The organism is Promicromonospora sp. NFX87 (assembly GCF_048564965.1).
Lineage (GTDB): Bacteria > Actinomycetota > Actinomycetes > Actinomycetales > Cellulomonadaceae > Promicromonospora.
Genome location: NZ_CP183413.1, coordinates 5,972,577 through 5,995,381 on the forward strand (window position 1 = coordinate 5,972,577; position 22,805 = coordinate 5,995,381).

A 22,805-nucleotide genomic window follows, 5' to 3' on the forward strand; every position below is an offset into this window, starting at 1 on the left:
GGTCGTGCGGCACGCCTGCCGGGGGTCAGGTGTCAGCGGACCCCGTAGGCCCGGATCACCGTCTGCTTGACGGTGGTGCCCGCCTTGTCCTTCGCCTCGACGCGGAGCGAGACGTGCTCCGTGCCCTTCGGCACCCGGAGATCAGCGGTGTAGACACCAGCACCGGTCCTGTGCAGCGTGGCCTTGCGCCAGGTGGCGCCGTCGTCGGGCGACCAAGAGAGGCGGGCGCCGGTGACGGTGCCGCCCGTGCTGCCGGGCTGGTGGCCCACGGTCACCGTGGCGGTGGTCCGCCGCGGCGCCTTGTTGGCGAGGTCCATGCCTGCGACGTCGTAGGCGACGTCGAGCACGGGCAGCCTGACGAACGGGGGTTCGCCGTCGGGGCCGGGCTCGCCGGGTTCGGCGTGGAAGGCCCACTCCGTGCTCTCCCTGGTGGACCGGTTCCACCAGGGCGCGGCCTGTTCGGCGTCGAGGACCACCCGGTAGTCGGCGCCCTCCGGGGGGATGGGGACGCCGAAGAAGATCTCCTCCTCGTCCTCGATCTCGGTGCCGTCCCGCCACACCCGGAGCTTTCCGGGCTTGTCGAGCGAGTTGATGTGATGCCCGTCCGAGTCGACGAACGCATCGAGGCCCATGCGGAGCAGGTCACCCCAGGTACCGAGGTGGTTGTACTCCGAGAACTTGGTGGTCATCACCGCCCCGCCCAGCGTGTCCGCCGCTTCGCCCGGCGCATAGACCTGGTCGATGCCGTTGATGTACACCTCGTCCGAGCCGTCGCCCGCACTGAGCACCGCGGTGTTGCTCCAGGTCACGTCGTTCGCGGTGACATATTCGGTGCGGCTGGTACCCGGAGCGACCGGGCGGGAGTATCCACGCAGGTGGATCCACTCCTGGCCGACCAGGACGCCCCACCGCGAGCTCGACATGTCGACGCCGGGACCGAGGTCGGCGTAGCCCACGGCGACCGCCGTCGTGTTCTCGGGCGTCGCAGCGAACGCGAGCGTCTCCACTACCTCGTCCTGGTGGTACGCGAGGTCGTACGTGTACTCGGGCGCCTCGTCCGGGGTGCTGGTGGGCGCCGCCAGGTTGAACGCCGCGGTGAGCCCGAAGCTGCCCTCGGTGACCGGCTCGGTCGGCGTCGCGTACACGTCGGCGTCGCCGGAAACGGTAGCGCCGAACCCGCTGAACCACTCCTGGGGCTCGTCCACCCGGTGGACGTCGAGGAAGACCCGTTCCCGGTCCGCCGGCCGCTCGGTGGTCACCGTGACCGGCTCGCCCGCGGTCGCGTCGAGGACCACCGTCGTCTCCCCCGTGACCTCGATCTGCGGTTCCAGGACGTCCGTGAGCTCGGTGACCGCTCCCTCGGCGTCCTCGTCCCACAGCTTGCCGTTCACCGAGTAGGTGCCGGCCGGGACACGTCCGGTCCACGTACCGTCCTCGAGCTCGACGAACTCGCTGTACCGGGTCCCGTCGTCGACGTTCGTCACGTGCACGAGGGATCCGCCGTCATGCCGCTCGCCGTCCCGCCCGATGCCCTCGACGGTCAGCTCGTAGTGCTCGGACTCCTTGGCCCAGCCGAGGGTCGTGCGGAGGTCGCTGCCGTCGGGTGCGGTGGCGACCACCGCTCCGGAGAAGCGCCCGAAGTCACCGGTGGCGCGGGCCACGGTGACGTCCACGGTGGCGCTGCCCTGTGCGGGCACGGTCACCGACGCCGCCGAGAGAGCGGCCGCACCGGCCGGCAACGGTTCGCCGTCCGGGCCGGTCACGTCGACCGCGAGGTCGAGCGTGACCTCCGCGTCCGTCGGGTTCTCGTAGGTGAGGGTTCGGGTCTCCGAGCCCGTCTGCGGGAACAGGAAGGTGCCGAGCGAGAGCGACGCCGGCGTGGCCGCTATCTGCTGGTTCAGAGCGTCCGGCAGGTAGATGCGCCCGGCGCCCTCGTCCCACACCGTCCCGGAGGTGTGCTGGGCGGAACCCATGAGGACCGCCTTGAGCTCCTGGCCGGTGAGCTCCGGCCGGGCCTGCTTGAGCACCGCAGCGGCGCCCGCGACGTGCGGGGCAGCCATCGAGGTGCCGGAGGCGGCGACGTGGAGGTCGTCCACCACCGTGCCCATCGCAGTCCCGGCCCCGCGGGCCGCGACTATCTCGTCGCCGGGGGCCGTCACGTCGGGCTTGAGGGCGTTGTCTCCGCCGCGTGGGCCACGGCTGGAGAACCAGGTGACCTCGTCGGCGTCGTTCACCGCGCCAACGGTCAGAGCGGCGTCGGCCGCCCCGGGGGGCGGCCACCGTCCCGTTGCCGTTCTCCCCCCTCGTTGCCCGCCGAGATGACGAAGAGGGTGCCGTACTGCGCGCTCAGTGCGTTCACGGCCAAGGAGCCCGGATCGGTGCCGTCGCTGTAGTTGCCGCGCTCGCCGAGGCTCATGTTCACGACGTCGGCGCCCTCCGACGCCGCCCACTCCATCCCCTCGATCACCCAGGAGGTCGCGCCGCCGTCCTCGCCCAGGACCTTGCCGACCAGCAGGTCCGCGCCGGGGGCGACGCCGCGGTTCACGCCGTCGGACGCGTCGCCCGAGCCGAGCGCGATGGAGGCGACGTGCGTGCCGTGCCCGTGATGGTCGGTGGTGCTACCCATGCCGGTGAAGTCCCGCGACCCCACCAGCACGTCGTCCAGGTCGGGATGGGTGGTGTCCACGCCGGTGTCGAGGACCGCGACGGTGACGCCCTCACCCGTGTATCCCGCCTCCCAGGCTGCGGGCGCGCCGATCTGCGGCGACGAGTCGACGTCGAGCGCCTCGACCGGGGCGTCGAGCCAGACCTTGAGGTCGGACGGCGCGGCGGTTGCCGTCCGGGCCCTCGTCGCCGGCCTCTGGAGGGCAGCCAGCAGGTCGGACGCCGCGGCACGGTCAAGGTCCGCGGAGACTGCGTCGACGGACTCCAGTCTCCGCTCGGGCTCGATGCCCAGGCTCGCCCAGTCCGGCTCGGCCGACGCCGCTCGCGCGCCCTTCGTCGCCTTCCCACCCGAGGCGGCGGTCGCCTGCACGATGACGGGGACGGTGCTCTTGCGAGATTCGGCGTACCCGGCGTCGGCGAGGCCTGCGACGTCGAACAGGGCTCGGTCGAGGCGGTCGGGGACCAGGCCGGCGACGTCCGTCGGGATGACGTACAGGCGGTCGTTCTCGATCTGCTGGAGGAAGCCGACCCCGTCGCGTCCTTCGCCGGGCTCGATCCCGAGGATCCGGGGGTGGCCGTCCGACTGCGTGACCGTGACCCGGTCACCCGTGATCAGCGTGACGGTCGAGGTCGGGGTTGCTGGGCCACCGGACTGGGCAGCGGCCGTGCCGAACGTCGTGCTGGACGTCGTGGCGGCGGGCGGATCGCCGGGCCCAGCGGCCGAGGCCACCGTTCCCCCGCCCACCAGGACCGCGGCGAGCATCGCCGCTGCACCTGCTCTGACGCGCATCTACTGTCTCCTTCGTGAGGAATGGGCGGCATGTGCCGCCCGCACGAGGGCAGACGAACGAAGAGCTCAAGCAGTTGGGGCTGCCCAGCTGTCAGAAACCACCGACGTGTCAGACCCACAGGTCACTCGGGTGACCTGTGGGTCTGACAGGTCCGGTGGTTTCTGACAGGTCAGCGGAGGAGGAGCGGCGTCGCGTCGCGGAGGCGCCGCGTGTACTCGTGCTGCGGGGTGTCGTAGACGTCGGCGGTGGGGCCCTGCTCCACGATCAGGCCGTCGCGCATCACCGCGACGTGGTCGCAGACGTGCCGCACCACGCCCAGGTCGTGCGACACGAGCAGCAGCGTCAGGGCCTGTTCGTCCGCGAGCCGCCCGAGCAGGTCCAGCACCTGCCGCCGGACGGAGACGTCGAGCGCGCTGACCGGCTCGTCCGCCACGAGGATGCGCGGCCTGCACACGAGAGCCCGTGCGATGGCGATGCGCTGCCGCTGCCCGCCCGAGAACTGGTGCGGGTACCGCTCGGTCGCGTCGAGCGGCAGGCCGACGGCGTCCAGCATCTCCCGCACCGTGTCCCGGCGGGCAGTCGCCGTCCGCGGGCCGCCGGCCCGGACGTTCGCGGGGTTGAGGAGCGGCTCCGCCACGATGTCGCCCACCGTCATGCGGGGGTCGAGCGAGCTGTACGGGTCCTGGAACACGACCTGCAGGGCCGAGCGCAGGTCGCCGAGCCCGGCCGCCGCACCCGCGCCGCTGGTCGAGCCTGCACCGCTGGTCGAGCCTGCGCCGCTGGTCGAGCCTGTCGAGACCCCGTCCGCGCCGATCCGCACCCCGGCGCTCGTCACGTGCCCCGACGTCGGCCGGTCCAGCCCCGCCACGATCCGCAGCAGGGTCGACTTGCCCGACCCGGACTCGCCCACTATCCCGAACCGCTGCCCTTCCTGGACCTCCAGCGAGACGCCCCGCAGCGCGTGCACCACCTCGCCGCGGCTCGGGTAGGTGCGGGTCAGGTCCGCGACCTGGATCAGCGGTTCCCGAACCTCCCGAGGCGCGGCCGGCAGCCGCGGCTCCAGGGTCGACGCCGCCAGCAGCCGCTTCGTGTACTCGTGCCGGGGGTGCGCGAACACCTCGGCGACGGGGCCTTCCTCGACCACGACACCCTCGAGCAGCACCACCACCCGCTCGCACACCTGGGACACCACCGCCAGGTCGTGGGTGATGAACAGCAGCCCCGCACCCCGGTCCTCGACGAGCCGCACCATCAGGTCCAGCACCTGGCGCTGCACGGTGACGTCGAGGGCCGTCGTCGGCTCGTCCGCCACGAGCACGGCCGGGTCGTTGGCCAGCGCCATCGCCAGCCCCACCCGCTGGCGCTGCCCGCCGGACAGCTCGTGCGGGTAGCGCCGGGCGGCGCCGCTCGGCAGGCCCACCTCGGCCAGGAGCTCGGCGGCGCGCCGCGCCGCCGTCCGGCCCGTCGTGCCGTGCAGGGTCATCGCCTCCGCGACCTGGCGGCCCACGCGCATCAACGGGTTCAGCGCTGTCATCGGCTCCTGGAAGACCATCGACATCGCCTCGCCGCGCAGCCGGGCCATGGCTCGCTCGCCCCGGTCCAGGAGGTTCCCGGACACGTCGGCGAGCCGCACCTGGCCGGTGGCCACGACGCCGTCGGGCAGCAGGCCGAGGGCCGCGAGCGCCGTCATCGTCTTGCCCGAGCCCGACTCGCCGATCAGGCCGACGCGCTCGCCGGGGGCGATCCGGAGGGAGACGTCGGACAGGAGCTGGCGGCCGCTGCTGGTGCGGACCGTGAGGTCGCGGATGTCGAGGGCGGTGGGTTGGTGGGTCTCGACAGGCTCGACCACCGGACGGACGGGCTCGACCGGCGTTCCGGGCTCGACCGCCGGACGGACAGGCTCGACCGACGTTCCGGGGTCGACGGCGGAGAGGCGGGGGTCGAAGACGTCGCGCAGGCCGTCGCCCAGCAGGTTGAACCCGAGCACCGCCACCGCTATCGCGACGCCGGGCACGATGGCGAGGTGGTCGGCGACGCCGAGGAACTGCTGCGACTCCTGCAGCATGCGGCCCCACGACGGCGTCGGCGGGGGTGTGCCCAGGCCGAGGAAGGACAGTCCGGCCTCGGCGAGGACGGCGATCGCGAAGTTCACGGAGCACTGCACCAGCACCATGCCGCCGATGTTGGGCAGCACGTGCCGTGCGGCGATCGCGAGCTCGCCACGGTTCGCGGCCCGGGCGGCGAGCACGTAGTCGGACCGCACGACCTGCAGCGTCCCGCCGCGGGCGACGCGGGCGAAGGCGGGGATCGAGCCGATGCCGAGCGCGACCATCGCCGTCACCGTGCCCGCGCCGTAGACGGCGCCGAGGACTATCGCGAGCAGCAGCCCGGGGAAGGCGAGGAGGATGTCGCTGCCCCGCATCAGGAGGGCGCCGAGCCGTCCGCCGCGCATCCCCGCGAGCACGCCGAGGGGCACACCGACCACCGCCGCTATGCCCACCGCCACCAGGCCGACCAGCAGGGTGATCTGCGCGCCGGCCATGACCTGCGAGAGCACGTCGCGGCCGAACCGGTCGGTACCGAGCCAGTGCTCGGCCCCGGGTGGCAGGAGGCGTTCGGCGCCCGCGTGCTCAGGGTCGTACGGCGTCCAGACGAGCGAGACGAGGGCCGTGACGACGACCAGCCCGACCAGCACCGCGCCGATCACGAGCTGGGGGTGCACGCGTGCGCGGCGGGCCGGACCGGTCATGTCGCCCTCCTGAGCCGGGGGTCCAGCAGGGTGTAGGCGAGGTCGACCAGGAAGTTCAGCAGCACCACCAGCACGACCAGCACCGCCACTATCGACTGCACGGCGAGCAGGTCGCGGTTGCCCACCGAGTCCAGCAGCAGGCTCCCGAGCCCGGGTACGGCGAACACCCGCTCAATCACGACGGCGCCGATCAGCATCGACGCGATCTGCACACCCACCACGGTCACGATCGGCACGCCGGCGTTCCGCAGCCCGTGCCGCACCAGCGCGCCGGTGAAGGTGAGCCCCTTGGCACGGGCGGTCCGCAGGAAGTCCTCGCGCATGATCTCCAGCACGGCGCTGCGTACGTACCGCGTGATGATCGCGGCCTGCACGGAGCCCAGCGCGACGGCGGGCAGCAGCACGTGCCGCCAGAAGTCCCCGAACCCGTCCACGGGCGCCGTCCACCCGCCCGACGGCAGCCAGCCGAGCCGCACCGCGAACAGCGCCACGAGCAGCACGCCCACCAGGAAGTTCGGCACCGCCACGCCCACCTGGCTCACGGCGGACAGCGTCACGCCGCCCGCGTTCCGGTGCCAGACGGCGGCCAGCGTGCCCACCGGCACCGCCACCACCAGGGCGATCAGCATGCCGAGCAGCACGAGGATGCCCGTCACCTGCACCCGGTCCGCGACCAGGGGCGTGAGGTCCTGCGACGTCACGTAGCTCGTGCCGAGGTTCCCCGTGAGCAGGCCGCCCATCCACTCCAGGTACTGGGACACGAGCGGCCCGTCGGTGCCGTGCTCGGCCCGCCAGGCCGCGAGCGCCTCGGGGGACGCCTCGATCCCGAGGGCGACGACGGCGGGGTCACCGGGCAGCACCCGGAGCAGCACGAAGATCGCTGCCGTCGCCACCAGGAGCGTGGCGAGGAGCTGGGTGACGTGCGAGGCGAGTTGTCTGGCCACGTGCGGTGTCCGGCGTCGGCCGGGTCAGCTGTCGGACCAGCGCAGGCCGGTCAGGTCCATCGACTCGGTGGTCGCGTTCGCGGCGATGCCCGCCAGTCCGGCGTCGGCCACCACGGTGTTGGGGAAGAGGAACAGCGGGTCGCTCGCGGCGTCGTCGACGATCATCCGGGCGACCTCCTGCATGCCCGCGACGTACTGGTCCGGGCTGCTCCGGTCGGCCTCTTCCGCGACCTCGGTGACCCGCGGGTTGTCGTAGCCGATGTAGTAGTCCGGGTCGCCGAAGATCGTCAGCATGTCCCGGGCCTCGGTGTGGAGGATCACGGACATCTGGTAGTCGTGCTCGGTGAACACCTTGTCCAGCCAGACCGCGGGGAACTCCGCGGGGACGATCTTCGCGTCGATGCCGACGTCCTTGAGCTGTGACACCACGACCTGGGCGACCGCCTCCGCGTAGGGGCGGGTCGGGACGTCGAACGTGATGCTCAGGTCCTCGGCACCGGCTTCGGCCAGGAGCTCCTTGGCGCGCTCCGGGTCGTACGGGTAGGCGTCGGTCAGGTCCTGGTAGTACGGGTCGGTGGGCGGCACCATCGAGCCGATGAGCTCGCCGTGTCCCGCCCACGCGGTGTCGAGCACCGCCTTGCGGTCGATCGCGTACATGACCGCGCGGCGTACCCGCAGGTCGTCGAAGGGCGGTTCGGTGTTGTTCAGCGCGAGCAGGACCTCGCCCGTCGACGTGCCGTCGATGACCTGCAGGTCCTCGTCCCGCTCGAGGCCGGCCAGCAGGTCAGGGGCCTGCATGTTGTACGCCATGTCGATGTCACCGGCGCGGACGGCGTTGGCCTGGGCGTTCGCGTCCGCGAAGTAGCGGACGATGACGTCCTGGATCGCCGGCGCCTCGCCCCAGTAGTCGTCGCGCGCGGCGAGCGTGATGTGGTCGCCGGTGGCGACCTCCTCGACCGTGTAGGGGCCGGTACCGACCGTCTCCGTCGCCAGGTCGGCGGACAGGTCGTCCGGGAACATGGCGCCCACCGACGTGCCCATGTCGAACAGCCAGGAGTTGCTCGGGTGCTTCAGGGTGACGGCGACCTCGGTGTCGCTCGTCGCCTCCGCCTTCCGCACGACGTCCATCTTGGACCTGAGGCTCAGCGTCCAGTCGTCCTGGACCCGCTCGATCGAGGAGACGACGTCGTCCGCGGTGAAGGGCGAGCCGTCGGAGAACCGCACGCCCTCGTGCAGCGTGAACGTGTAGACGGTGCGGTCCCCGTTGACCTCCCACGACTCGGCGAGCTGCGGCTGCACCTCGCCCTCCTGGTCGATCGTCACCAGGCCCTCGTACACGTTGTTCATCAGCAGCTGCGGGATCGCCGAGCCCGACGTCGTCGTGAAGTCGAGGTTGGTGGGTTCCCCGGTCAGGCCGACGACGACGTCCGTGCGTGCTCCCCCGGTGCCCTCGCCGGAGCCGGCCGAGCAGGCCGCGACCAGGGTCGCGGTGGTCAGGGCGACGACGAAGCCGACGGCGCGGCGCCTGGTGAGGATCTGCACGTCACCAGCGTAGTGGGGTGAACATAGGGTGGGACCGTGCGCCTCGTCACCTGGAACGTCAACTCCATCCGCACGCGCGTCGACCGCGTGCTCGCCTTCCTCGACCGGTCCCAGGCCGACGTCCTGGCCATCCAGGAGACCAAGTGCCGGGACGACCAGTTCCCGACCGCGGCGTTCGAGGCCGCCGGTTACGAGGTCGCGCACTTCGGGCTGTCGCAGTGGAACGGCGTGGCGATCGTGTCGCGGGTAGGCCTGACCGACGTCGCCACCCAGTTCCCGGAGCAGCCGGGCTTCGCCAAGGCGATCATCGAGGACGGCCCGGACCCGCTGCTCGACGTCGTCCCGCCCCTTGAGGCGCGAGCGATCGGGGCGACCTGCGGCGGCGTCCGCGTGTGGAGCCTGTACGTGCCCCACGGCCGCGCGCTCGGCGACCCGCACTACACCTACAAGCTGGCGTGGCTGGAGGCCCTGCACACCTCCGCGCAGGCCTGGGCCGACGCCGGCGACGCCGTGGCGCTCATGGGCGACTGGAACGTCATCCCGCTCGACACCGACGTGTACGACGTGGCGGACTTCGCCGGGAAGACCCACGTGTCCCCGCCCGAGCGGGCGGCGTTCGAGGCATTCGGCAAGGCCGGGTACACGGAGCTGACGCGGCAGTTCATCCCCGAGGAGCACGCGTACACCTACTGGGACTATCAGCAGCTCGCCTTCCCGCGGAACAAGGGGCTGCGGATCGACTTCTGCTGGGCGTCGCCCGCCCTCGCCGGCCGCGCGTCGGGCGCCGTCATCGACCGGGACGAGCGCAAGGGCAAGGGCGCCTCCGACCACGTCCCGGTGATCGTCGACCTGGCCGACTGACCCTCCCGCGCACGGCGCAGGGGGCGCCGAGGTTCCACCGGTGATGGGGAAATCAGCGGGTGAAATTGTCCATAAAGAGGGTGCACCCCAGGCGCGCATCGTCCTGGTGACAAGGACCTCGTCGAATGTCGGTAAGTTAACCTGCATGACGTCGACGCCCGACCACCTCCCGGCCGCCACCGAAGTCGCCAAGGTGCCTGCCACGGATCCTGTCGGGACGGCTTCCGCGGACGAGGCGGAGCGGGATCCGGCGGGCAACGGCACGGTCGTCGACAGCCGTTCCGGGGACGACGACGCGGCGCCCGAGCAGGCGGACGACGACGGTCCCGACGCCGCTGGTGCGTCCACCGCGAACGGCGAGCCCGCGGGCGACGGGGCCCAGGACGGGGTGGCAGCGGCCGAGTCGGGGGATGCCGAGCGTGCCGAGGCCAGCGCGGCGAGCGCTGAGACCGCAGAGGAGTCCACCGACGGGCCGACGGCGGTCGCCGCGCCGGACGCGGAGTCGCCGGTCGGTGCGGAGAGCACACCGGACGACGTCGAGCCGGCCGCGGAGGCCGCGCCTGTCGCGGACGTGGAACCTGTCGGGGATGTCGAGCCTGCGGCGAAGGTTGCGGATCGTGAACCCGTTGCGGACGCTGAGCCCGCCGGAAGTGTCGAGCCTGCCGGAGACGCGGCCGACGCGGCCGAGCCTGCCGCACCGGAGGAGCCCGTCGCGGACGTCAAGCCTGCGGCGGGTACCGGTTCGAAGCCTGCGGCGCGCACCGAGGAGATCAGCGTCGTGCCCGCCGACGCCCTGCCGAAGCGGGTACCGGCGGCTCCCCCCGTCGAGCCGACGCCGTCGTCCTCCAAGAGCGTGGATCCTGCGGCCGCTGCCCGGACGGAGGAGTCGGCCGATGCCGAGGGTGACAGCGCTGCTGGTGCCGCCGTAGGCACCGGCCTCGCTGCTGACACCGACACCGGCACGAGCGTCGACACCGACGTGTCTGGCGAGGATGCTGCCGCAGACGACTCGGCCGATGCGCCGGATGCGCCCGCCTCGGCGAGCGCTCCCGACTCAGCCGACTCGCCCGCTGTCGCTGACTCGCCCGCCGCGGACGACGACAAGCCGACCACGTCGAAGGCCGCCGGTACGGACAAGGCCGAGCCCGGGACGCCGTCCGACAGCGCGGCTGCGCCGACCGTGGACGAGACCTTCGACTTCAAGGCGCTCTCCTTCGCCGCGATCGCCGCGGCGCACAAGAAGGAGATCGGGCCGCGGACCGTCGCCGGGGAGGCCGGGGCACCCGAGGAGCGGAAGACCACGGACCAGGCCGCTGCCGACGCGCCGGCCGTGGACCCGGAGGAGGCCCTCAGCGAGACGGAGACGCCCGCCGACGAGCGGCCCGCTGCCGCGGACGACGCTCCGACCGAGGAGCTCTTCGCACCGCCCGCGACGCGCATCCCGCCGGCCGTCACGCCGCCGAGCCCGTTCCCGACACCCGCGGCTCCGCCGCAGCACCAGCCAGGCGCCCCGCGCCAGGACCAGGGTGCCGGCCAGCAGCAGCCGCCGTCGCCGTTCCCCTCCCCGCGCGGCGGTTCCGCACACCCGTTCCCCGCCGTACAGGGGTATGCGCCGGAGGCCTCCTATGCCGGCTGGCGGCCGCCGACCGCGGCTGACGAAGCCGCCAAGCGACGCCGGTTCGCGATGATCGGTGGGGCCGCCGTCGCAGTCGTCGCCCTGGTGACGGTGATCGTCCTCGTCGTGAACATGGTCAGCAAGCAGCAGTGGGAGCCGATCGAGGCGATGATCGCGGAGCCGCGTGAGGTGCATCCGCTGCAGCTGGTGCTCGGTTCGTGCGTGGAGACCGTCCCCGAGGACGGCGAGGTCTCCGAGGTGCTCGCCGTTCCGTGCACCGCCTCGCACACCGCGCAGGTCGTGGGTCGCACGGACTTCGCCGACGCCGCCGTCTGGCCGGGCCGTGACGAGGTGGACAAGCGCGTGGCCCTCGTGTGCGGCACCAAGCAGCTCGGTCCGGTCGCCCGGACCAGCCAGCTCGCGAACTCCGTGCGCTATGTGGTCTGGGGCCCCAGCGAGGAGTCGTGGAGCGACGGCGACCGGGTCGGCCTGTGCCTCGCCACCACCGCCGAGCCGATCACACAGGATCTCCTGCAGTAGCGGGCTGTATCGCCGCCGGGCCCTGTCCGGCGCAGCCGTCGAGCAGGGTCTGGCCCAGCGGGGTCAGCGCGTGGATCACGGTGTTGCGCTCCCGCCCGCTGGCGATCAGGCCGGCATTGCGCAGCACCGTCGCATGCTCCGACGCCGACGCCGGGGAGATCGCGAGCCGATTCGCGATCTCGCTGGTCGTCGCCCCGGTGCCGAGCACTCGGAGCACCGCCGCCCGGGTCCGGCCGAGAAGCGCGGTGAGCTGCCGTCCGCTGTCGGACCGGACCTCGAAGCCGCGGTCCGGCCCGGCAGGCTCGTGCACGATCGGGTAGAGCAGCACCGGCGGCAGGTCGGCGTCCGCGAGCGTGATCGGGGCCCGGACGCAGAAGTACGAGGGAACGATCAACAGCCCACGACCGGCCAGGTAGATGTCCCGTTCGGCTGCTGTCGACACCGACAGGACCGGATGCTCCCAACGCACGGACGGGTGCAGCGTCCGCAGTGCGTTCTCGGTCCCGCCCTCCACCCAGGCGCGGGTGCGCGCGGCCCGGTCGACGTCCACGGCGGCCCGGATCCCGCTCCAGTAGGGGCCCACCGCATGCTCGTAGTAGGAGCGCACGGCGACGCCGAGCCCGCGCATGGCGGGTGCGGAGCCGGCGGCGAGATCACGCATCCAGAGGTGCGGCCTGTGCGCGCCCGCCAGCAGCTCGATGTCGTTGCGCAGCCGGACCTTGGGAGTGGACAGCATCGCGTCCAGCCCGCTCTCGAAGCTGTCGGAGCCGGTGACCGGCGTGAGGAAGTCCGGCGAGTAGCCCCGCGGCGGCGCCAGCCGCAACAGCATGCGAGCTGCCGGCGGCAGGCCGGAAAGTGCCCGCTGCCGCCAGCGTCCGAACAGCACGGTGCCCGAAGGCTGGTTCACCACATGTGCGCTGAGCAGCACCTCCCACATAGGGTCCGGGCCCGGAGCGATCCGAACCCGGGCTAGATCATCCGAAGTGAAGTGGAACCGCAGCACCAGGCCTCCCTGACCGTCTGCCCTCTCCCGTGGCCCCCGCCGACTCGCCCCCGCGTGCCCTGACCGTGCGGGACTATGTGTCGCGATCCGCGCACGTCTTTCACCCCCGCGCAGAGAGGGACGTCCGAGTACCCAAGTTCTGGGCGAGCGGGCACCCACCTTCACAACATCAACACAAGGCGCTGCTCGGACACCGCTCGCCCACCGCCCGCCCGCACAGACCGCGCGGCCGTTCCTCCTGGCACCAGGATGGCAGGCGGGCGCTGCCCGCACATCGACAAATAGTCGTAGTCCGATGTACGCAGATCGGCGTACACGGGGTCCCTTGGTTCTGTCAGACGGTGTCCTGTCAGGCAGTCAGCACCCTGCGGTCGAGAGTCAGGCCCTCGCCGTCCGCGCGGTCCACGACCACCGTGTCGCCGTCGGACACCTCGCCCGCGAGCAGCAGCCGTGCCAAGCGGTCGCCGATCTCTCGCTGCACGAGGCGGCGCAACGGCCGGGCGCCGTACGCCGGGTCGAACCCCTCCAGCGCGAGCCACTCGCGTGCCGCCTCGGTCACGTCGAGCGTGATCCTGCGGTCCTCCAGCCGCTTCGCGAAGGCCCCTACCTGCAGCTCCACGATGCTGCCGAGCTCGGCCAGCGTCAGCGCGTCGAAGATCACCACGTCGTCCAGGCGGTTGAGGAACTCCGGCTTGAACGAGGCACGCACGGCAGTCATCACGGACTCGCGCCGCTCCTCGTCCGACAGCATCGGTTCCACGAGGAACTGCGAGCCGAGGTTCGAGGTCAGCACCAGGATCGTGTTGCGGAAGTCGACGGTGCGACCCTGGCCGTCGGTGAGCCGGCCGTCGTCGAGCACCTGGAGCAGGACGTCGAAGACCTCGGGGTGCGCCTTCTCCACCTCGTCCAGCAGCACCACCGAATAGGGCCGCCGCCGGACCGCCTCGGTCAGCTGACCGCCCTCCTCGTACCCGACGTAGCCCGGAGGCGCGCCGACGAGCCGGGCCACGGAGTGCTTCTCGCCGTACTCGGACATGTCGATCCGCACCATCGCGCGCTCGTCGTCGAACAGGAAGTCCGCCAACGCCTTGGCGAGCTCGGTCTTGCCGACACCCGTGGGCCCGAGGAACAGGAAGGAACCGGTCGGCCGGTCGGGGTCGGAGACACCCGCCCTGGTCCGCCGCACCGCGTCGGACACCGCGGCCACAGCAGCCTTCTGGCCGATGAGGCGCTTCCCGAGGACGTCCTCCATGTGCAGGAGCTTCTCGGACTCGCCCTGCAGCAGCCGCCCGGCGGGGATGCCGGTCCACGCCGCGACCACCTCGGCGATCTCGTCGGCGCCCACCTTGTCGGCGATCATCGGGGCCTCGACGGGTGCCAGCGACGCATCGGTGGTCGAGACCTGGCTCGTCGCCTCCGCCTCCTCGGCCGCGACGAGCTCCCTCTCGACCACGGGGATCTCGCCGTACTGGATACGTGCGGCGCCCTCCAGGTCACCTTCACGGAGCTTGCGTTCCGCGTCGGTGCGCAGCTCGTCGAGCCGGGCACGCAGGTCACCGACGCGGTTGTGGCCCGCCTTCTCCGACTCCCAGCGCGCGGTGAGCGCGGCGAGGGCCTCACGACGGTCCGCCAGGTCGGCGCGGAGTCGCTGCAGGCGCTCCTTGGAGGCCGCGTCCTCCGACTCGGACAGCACCACCTCCTCCATCTCGAGGCGCGTGACGGCACGCTGCAGCTCGTCGACCTCCACCGGGGAGGAGTCGAGCTCCATGCGCAGCCGCGACGCGGCCTCGTCGACCAGGTCGATCGCCTTGTCGGGCAGCTGCCGACCGGAGATGTAGCGGTCGGAGAGCGATGCGGCGGCCACGAGGGCGGAGTCCGCGATCGTCACCTTGTGGTGCGCCTCGTAGCGCTCCTTGAGCCCGCGCAGGATCGCCACGGTGTCCTCCACCGAGGGCTCACCCACGAAGACCTGCTGGAACCGCCGCTCCAGGGCCGGGTCCTTCTCGATGTGCTCGCGGTACTCGTCGAGCGTGGTGGCGCCCACCATGCGCAGCTCACCGCGGGCGAGCATCGGCTTGAGCATGTTGCCCGCGTCCATCGCGCCCTCGCCTCCGGCGCCCGCGCCGACCACGGTGTGCAGCTCGTCGATGAAGGTGACCACCTCGCCGTCGGACGCCGTGATCTCCTCCAGAACCGCCTTGAGGCGCTCCTCGAACTCGCCGCGGTACTTCGCCCCGGCCACCATCGAGGCCAGGTCGAGCGCGACGAGGCGCTTGCCCTTGAGGGACTCGGGCACGTCACCGGCCACGACCCGCTGGGCCAGCCCTTCGACGACCGCCGTCTTGCCGACGCCCGGCTCACCGATGAGTACCGGGTTGTTCTTGGTGCGGCGGCTCAGCACCTGGATCACGCGACGGATCTCCGAGTCCCGGCCGATCACCGGGTCGAGCTTGCCGTCGCGGGCGCGCTGCGTCAGGTCGGTGCCGTACTGCTCGAGCGCCTTGTACGTGCCCTCGGGATTGGGGCTCGTGACCCGGCCGGCCCCACGGACGGCGGGCAGCGCGGCGCGCAGGGCGTCGGCAGTGGCTCCGGCGTCGGACAGGATCTGGGCCGCGGGCGACTGCCCTGCCGCGACGGCGATGAGCAGGTGCTCGGTGGAGACGTACTCGTCACCCAGCCCCTGTGCTTCCTTGGACGCCAGGTCCAGGACGGTGGCCATGGCCCTGCTCGCGCTCGGCTGGGCGGTGGTCGTGCCACTGGCCTGGGGCAGCGCCACCAGAGCCGCGCGCACGCGCTGACCGATGGTCTGGGCACTGGCCCCGACCGCATCGAGCAGGCCGACGGCGACGCCGCGCTCCTGCTGGAGCAGCGACGCCAGCAGGTGGACCGGCTCGAGCTGCGGGTTGCCGGCAGCCGACGCCGACTGGATCGCGTCGCCGATCGCCTGCTGCGACATGGTCGTGAACTTGGTGTCCATGAGGCCTCCCAGGATGGTGCTGAAGTCTTGCGCGGCAGGACCGCGTTCAAAGTTGAGTCTACTCCGCTCAACCCTGGAATTCACTGTAGCGTGCGCCACCCACACTCGTACCGTTGCGGCATGAACACCCAGGTGATCGTCCTCAACGGCGGTTCGAGCTCCGGGAAGTCCGGCCTAGCGCGCGGCCTGCAGACCGTCCTGCCCGATGCCTGGCTGTCCCTCAGCATCGACACCCTCGTCGACGCGATGCCCGCCCGCCTGACCACCGGGGGCGACGGGATCGGTTTCGCGGACGACGGCGGCGTCGACGTCGGGCAGGAGTTCATGGCGCTGCAGGACGCCTGGATCGCCGGGCTGGTCGCCATGGCACGCGCCGGGGCGCACATCGTGGTCGACGACGTGTTCCTCGGGCGCGCCGCGTCCCAGCGGCGCTGGCTCGATGCCCTGGGCGACGTCCCGACCCTGTGGGTCGGCGTGCGCTGCGACGCGGCGGTCGCGGAGGCGCGCGAGGCCGCCCGCGGCGACCGCGTCGCGGGCATGGCCGCGAAGCAGGCAGACGTCGTCCACGAGGGGGTCACCTACGACCTAGAGGTCGACACCACGCACACCAGCTCGATGGACTGCGCACGGACCATCGCGGCACACCTGAGATCATCGCGGGGTGAGCGAACAGACTGACGAGTCCCTGACACCTCCCCGCGCCGTCCTCGTCGGGGTCGTCGGCGGCACCTTCTCCGGGCTGTTCGGTCTGGGTGGCGGCATCGTCATGGTGCCGCTCCTGACGTCGCTCGGCGGCCTCACGCAGCGCCGGGCCAGCGCCTACTCGCTCGCGGCGATCCTGCCCGCGGCGATCGTCGGGTCCATCCCGTACCTGACCCACGACGCCGTCGACCTGATCGCCGCCGGACTGCTCGTCGTGGGCGCGGTGATCGGCGCCGTCGTCGGCGCGCGGCTGCTCGCCCGCGTGCCGGAAACCCTGCTGCGCTGGCTCTTCGTCGGGGTGCTGGTCGCGGGGATCGTGCGGTCCGTGATGGACGCGTTCGGGGAACCGCCGTCCGTCGACACCGCCGAGGGGCTGCCCAGCGTGCTCGACGGGGCGGGAATGATCGGGCTCGGCCTGGTCATGGGCGTCGCGTCCGGCCTGCTCGGCATCGGCGGCGGTCAGCTCGCCGTCCCCGGCCTGTCCGCACTGTTCGACTTCGCACCCGCGCTGGCCAAGGGCACGTCGCTGGTCGCGATGATCCCGACCGCGATCTCCGGCACCTGGGTCAATGCCCGCAACCGGCTGGTCCACCTGAAGATGGCCGCGCTCATCGGCCTCGTGGCATCGGGCTTCTCGTTCGGCGGCGCGAGCCTGTCGGTGGTCATGCCCGACGACGTCGCGTCGATCGCGTTCGCCGCGCTCCTCGTCTTCGCCTTGGTCCAGCAGATCCGCAAGGCCCTCCAGAAGCCACGGCACTGAGCAGCGAGGCCGATGCCTGGGTGATCGGTAGTCCGTCAGGTAATCGGCAACTCGGACTGCCGATCACGTGACGGATTGCCGATCACCGAGTCGGTGTCCAGCTCCCGCAGCACCGCTGCGCACTCCGCGGCGACCGCTACCGCTACGTCGCGGGCGGTGTCCGCCTCCCGCTCCGGGACCACGCGCTGCACGGCGCCCTCGGTGAGCAGGTCGACGGCCCGGATGTGCTGAGCCTCCGCCATCTGCTCCGCGTGCGTGGTGTCCCCGTGCACGATGACGCTCGCCCCCTCGGGCGGCAGCGGCGACAGCCAGGCGTGCTCCGCGGCGATCACCACCTGCGCGGGCAGCAGCGCGAGCGCCCCGCCGCCGCAGCCCTGGCCGAGGATCACCGACAGCGTCGGCACCGTCATCCGGGTGAGCGCCGCCATGCAGCGCGCGATCTCGCCGGCGAGCGCCCCCTCCTCGGCGGCCTGCGAGAGCTCGGCGCCCGGGGTGTCGATCACCGCGACGAGCGGCAGCCGCAGCTCCTCGGCCAGCCCCATCGCGCGCCGCGCCACGCGCAGCGCGGCGGGCCCCATCGGGGTGCTCTCGGCCTGCCGGGTCCGGTCCTGGCCGACGACCAGGCACGGCCGGCCGTCCAGCCGGGTCAGCGCCACCAGCATCGACTCGTCGCGCTCGCCCTCCTCCGTGCCGGAGAGCCGCACGGTCCCCGAGGCCCCGTAGCGCAGCAGGTCCCGCACACCTACACGGTCGTCGGCCCGGGTCCGGAGCACGGAGTCCCAGGCGGACCTGTCCGCCGCAGGCTCCCCGGAACGGCGTGGCAGGGACGGCGCCGACGGCGGGTCCACCAGCACCGCGAGCGTCCGCTCCACGAGCGCGGGCAGGTTCTCGGGGGCGACGACGCCGTCGAGCACTCCCTTGGCGGCGAGGTTCTCGGCGGACTGGACACCGTCAGGCAGTGCCGTGCCCGTCAGGGCCTCGACCACACGCGGCCCGAGGAACCCGATGAGCGCACCGGGCTCGGCGACCGTGAGGTGCGCGAGCGAACCCCATGACGCGTAGACGCCGCCGGTCGTGGGGTGCCGCAGGTACACGAGGTACGGCAGTCCGGCGTCGCGGTGGTCCATGACGGCGCGGGAGATCTCGACCATCCGGAGGAAAGCGGGGGTGCCCTCCTGCATCCGGGTGCCGCCCGACGCCGTCGTCGCCAGGAGGGGCAGCCGCTCCGCCGTCGCGCGCCGGATCGCGGCGGTGATCCGCTGGGCCGCGGCCCGGCCGATGGAACCGCCCAGGAACCGGAACTCGTTGACCACCACGACCACCGGCCGCCCCCGGACCTGGCCCCGGCCGGTGAGGACCGACTCGTCGGTGCCCGCCTTCTCGGCGGCCGCCGCCAGGACGGCGCGATACTCGGCAGCGTGCCCCGACGTGTCGACGGGCTCGTCCCAGGACTCGAAGCTGCCCGGGTCGAGGACCAGGTCGAGCAGCTCGCGCGCCGTCCAGCGGCGGGTCACCGGCCCGCCTCGGACCCAGGCCCGGGCGTGTCGAGCCAGGCCCGGATCCCGGCGGCGTGCTCGTCGAGCACCGGCGGCGCCTGGTGGTCCCGCCGGGTCACCTCGGCGCCGTCGGGGTCGAAGAACCGCAGCGGCGGGCCGGGCAGCGTCACCGTGCCGAGGCTCGTGTGCTCGACGTCGACGAGCAGGCCCTGGCTCGCCGTCTGCTCCCATGCGTACACCTCGTCGAGGGTACGCACCCGGCCCGCCGGGATCCCGGCGTCGGCCAGGCGGGTCAGCAGCCGGTCCGCCTCGAGGTCGGCGAACACCGTCTCGACCAGCTCGATCACCTCGTCGCGGCGGGCGACCCGCTCGGGGTTGCTCCGCATGCCCTCGGCGTCGGCGTCGAGCCCGAAGGCCAGGCAGAACTTCTGCCACAGCACCTCGGACCCGACCGCGATCTGGACGGCGCCGTCACGGCAGCGGAACAGGCCGTACGGCGCTATGGAAGGGTGGTGGTTGCCCTGCGCGTGCCCCACCTCGCCGGCGACGGTCCACCGCGTGCCCTGGAACGCGTGCACGCCCGTGACCGCCGCGAGCAGGGACGTCCGGACCACCTGTCCGACGCCGGTGGTGTGCCGCTCGTGCAGCGCAGCGAGCACGCCGTACGCACCGTAGATCCCGGCGAGCAGGTCACCGATCGGGACGCCGACGCGCTGCGGGTCGTCCGGGCCCGAGCCCGTCAGCGACATCAGGCCGGCCTCGCCCTGCGCGATCTGGTCGTACCCGGCGCGGCCGCCCTCGGGGCCATCGTGCCCGAAGCCGGTGATCGAGAGCACCACCAGGCGCGGGTTGCGCTCGAGCAGCGTGTCGACGCCGATCCCGAGCCGGTCCAGCACGCCGGGCCGGAAGTTCTCCACGAGCACGTCCGCCCGGTCGACGAGCGCGAGGAGGGTGGCCCGGCCCTCGTCGGCCTTGAGGTCGAGCGCTATCGACTCCTTGTTGCGGTTCGCGGACAGGAAGTACGTCGACTCGCGCGCGCCCTCCTCGCCGACGAACGGCGGGCCCCAGCCGCGCGTGTCGTCGCCCCGCTCGGGGACCTCGACCTTGACGACGCGGGCGCCCAGGTCGCCGAGCATCATCGTGGCGTGCGGCCCGGCGAGGGCCCGGGAGAGGTCGACGACGACGACGTCGTCCAGCGGTCCGGTCATGGTGCTCACCAGCCCGGCAGCACGAGGATGGCCCAGACGAGCAGCGGCCCCGCGAGGGTGACGATGATGGCGTAGTTGAGGATCTGCTTGTAGTACGCCTGCTCCGAGATCGTGTCCGGACGGTTGGCGAGCATCAGGGCTCCGTTCGTGGAGAAGGGGCTGACATCGACGATGGTCGAGGAGACCGCGAGGGCCGCCGCCATCGCCCACGGGCTCACGCCGCCGGCCGCGATGAGGGGCACGGCGATCGGGATGATGACCGGCAGGAGCGCCGTCGACGACGCGAAGGCCGAGACGATGCCGCCGACGTAGCAGAGGACGAGCGCGCCGATCGCGGCGATGCCCAGGCCCGCGGCCCAGGTGCCGATGTACTCGGGCGACCCGGCCTCGTTGAGGATCGTCGCGTAGGTGCTCACGCCCGCCACCAGCAGCACGGTGGGCCAGGCGATCTGCTTGACGGCGTCCTTGTGCTGCTGCGGGGACAGCATCGCGAGGACGACGGCGGCGGTGATCGAGACGAAGCCGATGTTCTGGTCGAACGCGAGGGCGGTCGTGGCGACCGCGGCGAAGGCGATGAGCGTCAGCACGTGGTCACGGCGCACGCCCAGCGCCTGGGTCGTGGTCGAGACGCCGGCGCCCTGGCCGCTGACGGTCACGGACTTGCCGCCGGCGTGCAGGTCGTCGGCGATGTGGCCCGCGGCCTCGGCCGGGTCGACCCGCTCGCGCATGAGCTGGCGGCCGCCGAGCGCGAGGAACAGGATCACGGCCATCGCCGTGTTGATGGCGAGCGACGCGACGAAGACGGCGATCTCGGTGCCCTCGTAGCCGACGTCGGTCATCACCGAGTTGGTGATCGTGCCGTAGATGCTGATCGGCGAGAATCCGCCGCCCTGGGCGCCGTGGACCACGAACATGCCCATCATCAGCGGGTTGATCTTGTAGCGACGGGCGAAGCCGAGGGCCACCGGGCCGATGATGGCGCAGGCCGCGGGACTGGCCGCGCCCATGGCCGTGAGCAGGGCGGTCACGGCGAACATGACCCACGGGATGAGCGCCACCCGGCCCCCGACCGCCTGGACGGCCTTGGAGACGATGAGGTCGACGGTGCCGTTGTTCTTGGCGATGGAGAACAGATAGGTGACGCCGATCAGGGTGAGCACGAGGTCGGCGCTGATGCCGCCCAGCACCTCCTTCTCGTCCATGTTCAGCGCGAAGACGCCGACGAACCAGGCGGCGACGTAGGCCAGCGCGCCCATGTTGATCGGCAGCACCGTCCCGGCGACGAACAACGCGACGAGCGCGATGATCGCGATCCACTCAGGACCCATGACAACTCCTCTTCCCATCGCGGCGGACACCTTTGACCGACGAGACACGATGGATCAGTGGCCTAGCCAATAGTCCAATGCGACTTCTGTCAAGTATTCTCGGCTGGTGACCCCCAAGGCTTCCGCCGAACTGCCGACACCGCTGGCCCGCACCCGCCTCTACGAGCAGGTCGCGGAGCAGATCACCGCCTGGATCCGACAGAACGGCCTGCAGGCCGGCGACCGGCTGCCGCCCGAGCGGGAGCTCGCGGCGCGCCTCGGCGTCAGCCGCGCGACCCTCAGCCAGGCGCTGGTCGCGATGGAGGTGGTCGGCGTCGTCGTGGTGCGGCACGGGGACGGGACGGTGCTGACGGGCAAGCACACCGAGAGCCGCATCGTCGAGGCCATCCGCGCGCACGCCGACCGGATGCCCGAGATCATCGACATCCGGGACGCGCTGGAGACCAAGATCGCCGCGCTGGCCGCGCAGCGCCGCACGGAGGACGACCTCGTGGCGATCGACGCGGCGCTGGACATGATGGAGGACGCCATCACGCACGGCGACCGCGGCGTCGAGGCCGACGAGCACTTCCACGCGGCGGTGACCGCCGCCGCGCACTCCGACCTCCTCGCCCAGACCATGCGGGAGATCGCGAGCCTGATCCGGGAGAGCCGCATCGAGTCGCTCTCGCAGCCGGGCCGGCCGCGCAACTCCCTCAACGGGCACCGGGCCATCGCGGACGCCATCCGGGGCCAGGACCCGGAGGCCGCCTCAGCCGCCATGCACGCGCACGTCGAGATGGTGAGCGACGTGGCCCTGCTGCGGGACGAGAGCCGGGACCGATGACCGGCTGGGAACAGCTCGCCGTCCTCGGCGCCGGGCTCGGCGCGGGAATCCTCTCCTCGACGGTCGGCGTGGCCTCGCTGCTGAGCTTCCCGGTGCTGCTCGCCGTCGGGCTCCCGCCCGTCGTCGCGAACGCGTCGAACACGGCGGGCCTGGTGGCCGCGGGGGTGAGCGGCTCGTTCGGCTACCGCCAGGAGCTGCGCGCGCATCCCGCCGTCACGCTCGCCGTCCTCGTGACGTGCGCGGTCGGCTCGGTGGGCGGGGCCGTCCTGCTGCTCGCGCTCCCGCCGGGCGTGTTCGAGGCAGTGGTGCCCTGGCTGATCCTGATCTCCTGCCTGCTGGTCGGCGCGCAGCCGTGGATCAGCAGGTGGCTGCGCCGCACCCGGGACGAGCCGACCCGGCTGCGCCACCACATGTCCCCGGCGACCGTCGTCTTCTCGGTGCTGACGGGCGCGTACGGCGGCTACTTCGGGGCGGGGGCCGGGGTCATGATGGCCGCGGTGCTCGGTCTCGGCACCGATCTGCCGGTGCACGTCGTGAACGCACTGCGGACCGTGTCACTGCTGGCTGCGAACGTCGTGGCGACCCTCATCTTCGTGTTCGTCGCCGACGTCGACTGGCTCGCGATCGGCCTGCTCGCCGCCGGTTCCGTGGTGGGCGGGTACGTCGGTGCCCGCATCGGCCGCAAGATGCCGCCGATGGTGTTCCGCGTCCTGGTGGTCATCGCGGGCGTGGTCACCGCCGTCGTCATGCTGCTCTGACCACCCTCGACACTTGTCAGAAGCTCAGGTCACCCCGGTGA

The 22,805-nt window shown here is 72.2% G+C and carries 16 protein-coding genes; 6 read left to right on the plus strand and 10 right to left on the minus strand.

The annotated features are described in order from the left end of the window. Nucleotides 1–32 precede the first annotated feature (32 nt). The 5 genes from ACNYC2_RS26780 to ACNYC2_RS26800 form a co-directional block, all read right to left on the minus strand. Nucleotides 33–2,234 (minus strand): S8 family serine peptidase, encoded by a 2,202-nt coding sequence (locus tag ACNYC2_RS26780; protein WP_419704659.1) that lies wholly within the window; start codon nucleotides 2,232–2,234, stop codon nucleotides 33–35. Nucleotides 2,235–2,245: 11 nt separating this feature from the next. Beyond that, entirely contained in the window at nucleotides 2,246–3,454 is a 1,209-nt protein-coding gene (locus ACNYC2_RS26785; RefSeq protein WP_419704660.1) for a S8 family serine peptidase, read from the minus strand. 170 nt (nucleotides 3,455–3,624) lie between these two features. After that, nucleotides 3,625–6,204, minus strand: coding sequence for a dipeptide ABC transporter ATP-binding protein (locus ACNYC2_RS26790; RefSeq protein WP_419704661.1), 2,580 nt, complete (start codon nucleotides 6,202–6,204; stop codon nucleotides 3,625–3,627). After that, nucleotides 6,201–7,148 carry an ABC transporter permease gene (locus ACNYC2_RS26795; RefSeq protein ID WP_419704662.1) on the minus strand — a complete coding sequence of 316 codons (948 nt, stop codon included), beginning with the start codon at nucleotides 7,146–7,148 and terminating at the stop codon, nucleotides 6,201–6,203. Before ACNYC2_RS26795 ends, ACNYC2_RS26790 begins: the two co-directional genes overlap by 4 nt. Before the next feature lie 24 nt (nucleotides 7,149–7,172). Further along, the gene (locus ACNYC2_RS26800) at nucleotides 7,173–8,690 is read right to left on the minus strand and encodes an ABC transporter substrate-binding protein (RefSeq protein WP_419704663.1); all 1,518 of its coding nucleotides are present in this window, start codon (nucleotides 8,688–8,690) and stop codon (nucleotides 7,173–7,175) included. A 36-nt stretch (nucleotides 8,691–8,726) separates the two neighbouring features. Between ACNYC2_RS26800 and ACNYC2_RS26805 the strand changes: the two genes are divergently transcribed. Further along, nucleotides 8,727–9,551: an exodeoxyribonuclease III gene (locus ACNYC2_RS26805; RefSeq protein WP_419704664.1), complete on the plus strand. Its 825-nt coding sequence runs from the start codon at nucleotides 8,727–8,729 to the stop codon at nucleotides 9,549–9,551. 145 nt (nucleotides 9,552–9,696) lie between these two features. After that, nucleotides 9,697–11,706 carry a septum formation family protein gene (locus tag ACNYC2_RS26810; RefSeq protein ID WP_419704665.1) on the plus strand — a complete coding sequence of 670 codons (2,010 nt, stop codon included), beginning with the start codon at nucleotides 9,697–9,699 and terminating at the stop codon, nucleotides 11,704–11,706. Here the strand turns inward: ACNYC2_RS26810 and ACNYC2_RS26815 are convergent. Further along, on the minus strand, nucleotides 11,684–12,613 hold the full coding sequence (locus ACNYC2_RS26815) for an ArsR/SmtB family transcription factor (RefSeq protein WP_419704666.1): 930 nt from the start codon (nucleotides 12,611–12,613) through the stop codon (nucleotides 11,684–11,686). The genes ACNYC2_RS26810 and ACNYC2_RS26815 overlap by 23 nt on opposite strands. A 445-nt stretch (nucleotides 12,614–13,058) precedes the next feature. Continuing rightward, a complete protein-coding gene (clpB, locus tag ACNYC2_RS26820; protein ID WP_419704667.1) occupies nucleotides 13,059–15,686 on the minus strand; it encodes an ATP-dependent chaperone ClpB in 2,628 nt (875 codons plus the stop codon). 120 nt (nucleotides 15,687–15,806) lie between these two features. Between clpB and cpt the strand changes: the two genes are divergently transcribed. Beyond that, complete coding sequence (gene cpt / locus ACNYC2_RS26825; RefSeq protein WP_419704668.1) at nucleotides 15,807–16,364, plus strand: chloramphenicol phosphotransferase CPT; 558 nt, start codon at nucleotides 15,807–15,809, stop codon at nucleotides 16,362–16,364. Continuing rightward, nucleotides 16,348–17,148: a sulfite exporter TauE/SafE family protein gene (locus ACNYC2_RS26830; RefSeq protein WP_419704669.1), complete on the plus strand. Its 801-nt coding sequence runs from the start codon at nucleotides 16,348–16,350 to the stop codon at nucleotides 17,146–17,148. Before cpt ends, ACNYC2_RS26830 begins: the two co-directional genes overlap by 17 nt. 35 nt (nucleotides 17,149–17,183) lie before the next feature. On the opposite strand, the gene ACNYC2_RS26835 is transcribed toward ACNYC2_RS26830, so the two are convergent. From ACNYC2_RS26835 to ACNYC2_RS26845, 3 genes are read right to left on the minus strand one after another with little or no spacing between them, the layout of a single operon-like run. Continuing rightward, nucleotides 17,184–18,662 carry a carboxyl transferase domain-containing protein gene (locus ACNYC2_RS26835; RefSeq protein WP_419704670.1) on the minus strand — a complete coding sequence of 493 codons (1,479 nt, stop codon included), beginning with the start codon at nucleotides 18,660–18,662 and terminating at the stop codon, nucleotides 17,184–17,186. Then, nucleotides 18,659–19,852, minus strand: a complete 1,194-nt coding sequence (locus ACNYC2_RS26840) for a CaiB/BaiF CoA transferase family protein (RefSeq protein WP_419704671.1) — start codon at nucleotides 19,850–19,852, stop codon at nucleotides 18,659–18,661. Before ACNYC2_RS26840 ends, ACNYC2_RS26835 begins: the two co-directional genes overlap by 4 nt. Before the next feature lie 5 nt (nucleotides 19,853–19,857). Further along, nucleotides 19,858–21,180, minus strand: a complete 1,323-nt coding sequence (locus ACNYC2_RS26845; RefSeq protein WP_419704672.1) for an SLC13 family permease — start codon at nucleotides 21,178–21,180, stop codon at nucleotides 19,858–19,860. 103 nt (nucleotides 21,181–21,283) lie between these two features. Between ACNYC2_RS26845 and ACNYC2_RS26850 the strand changes: the two genes are divergently transcribed. Together ACNYC2_RS26850 and ACNYC2_RS26855 are read left to right on the plus strand one after the other, a co-directional pair. Beyond that, on the plus strand, nucleotides 21,284–22,006 hold the full coding sequence (locus ACNYC2_RS26850) for a FadR/GntR family transcriptional regulator (RefSeq protein ID WP_419707911.1): 723 nt from the start codon (nucleotides 21,284–21,286) through the stop codon (nucleotides 22,004–22,006). Further along, on the plus strand, nucleotides 22,003–22,764 hold the full coding sequence (locus tag ACNYC2_RS26855) for a sulfite exporter TauE/SafE family protein (RefSeq protein WP_419704673.1): 762 nt from the start codon (nucleotides 22,003–22,005) through the stop codon (nucleotides 22,762–22,764). Before ACNYC2_RS26850 ends, ACNYC2_RS26855 begins: the two co-directional genes overlap by 4 nt. Nucleotides 22,765–22,805: the final 41 nt, after the last annotated feature.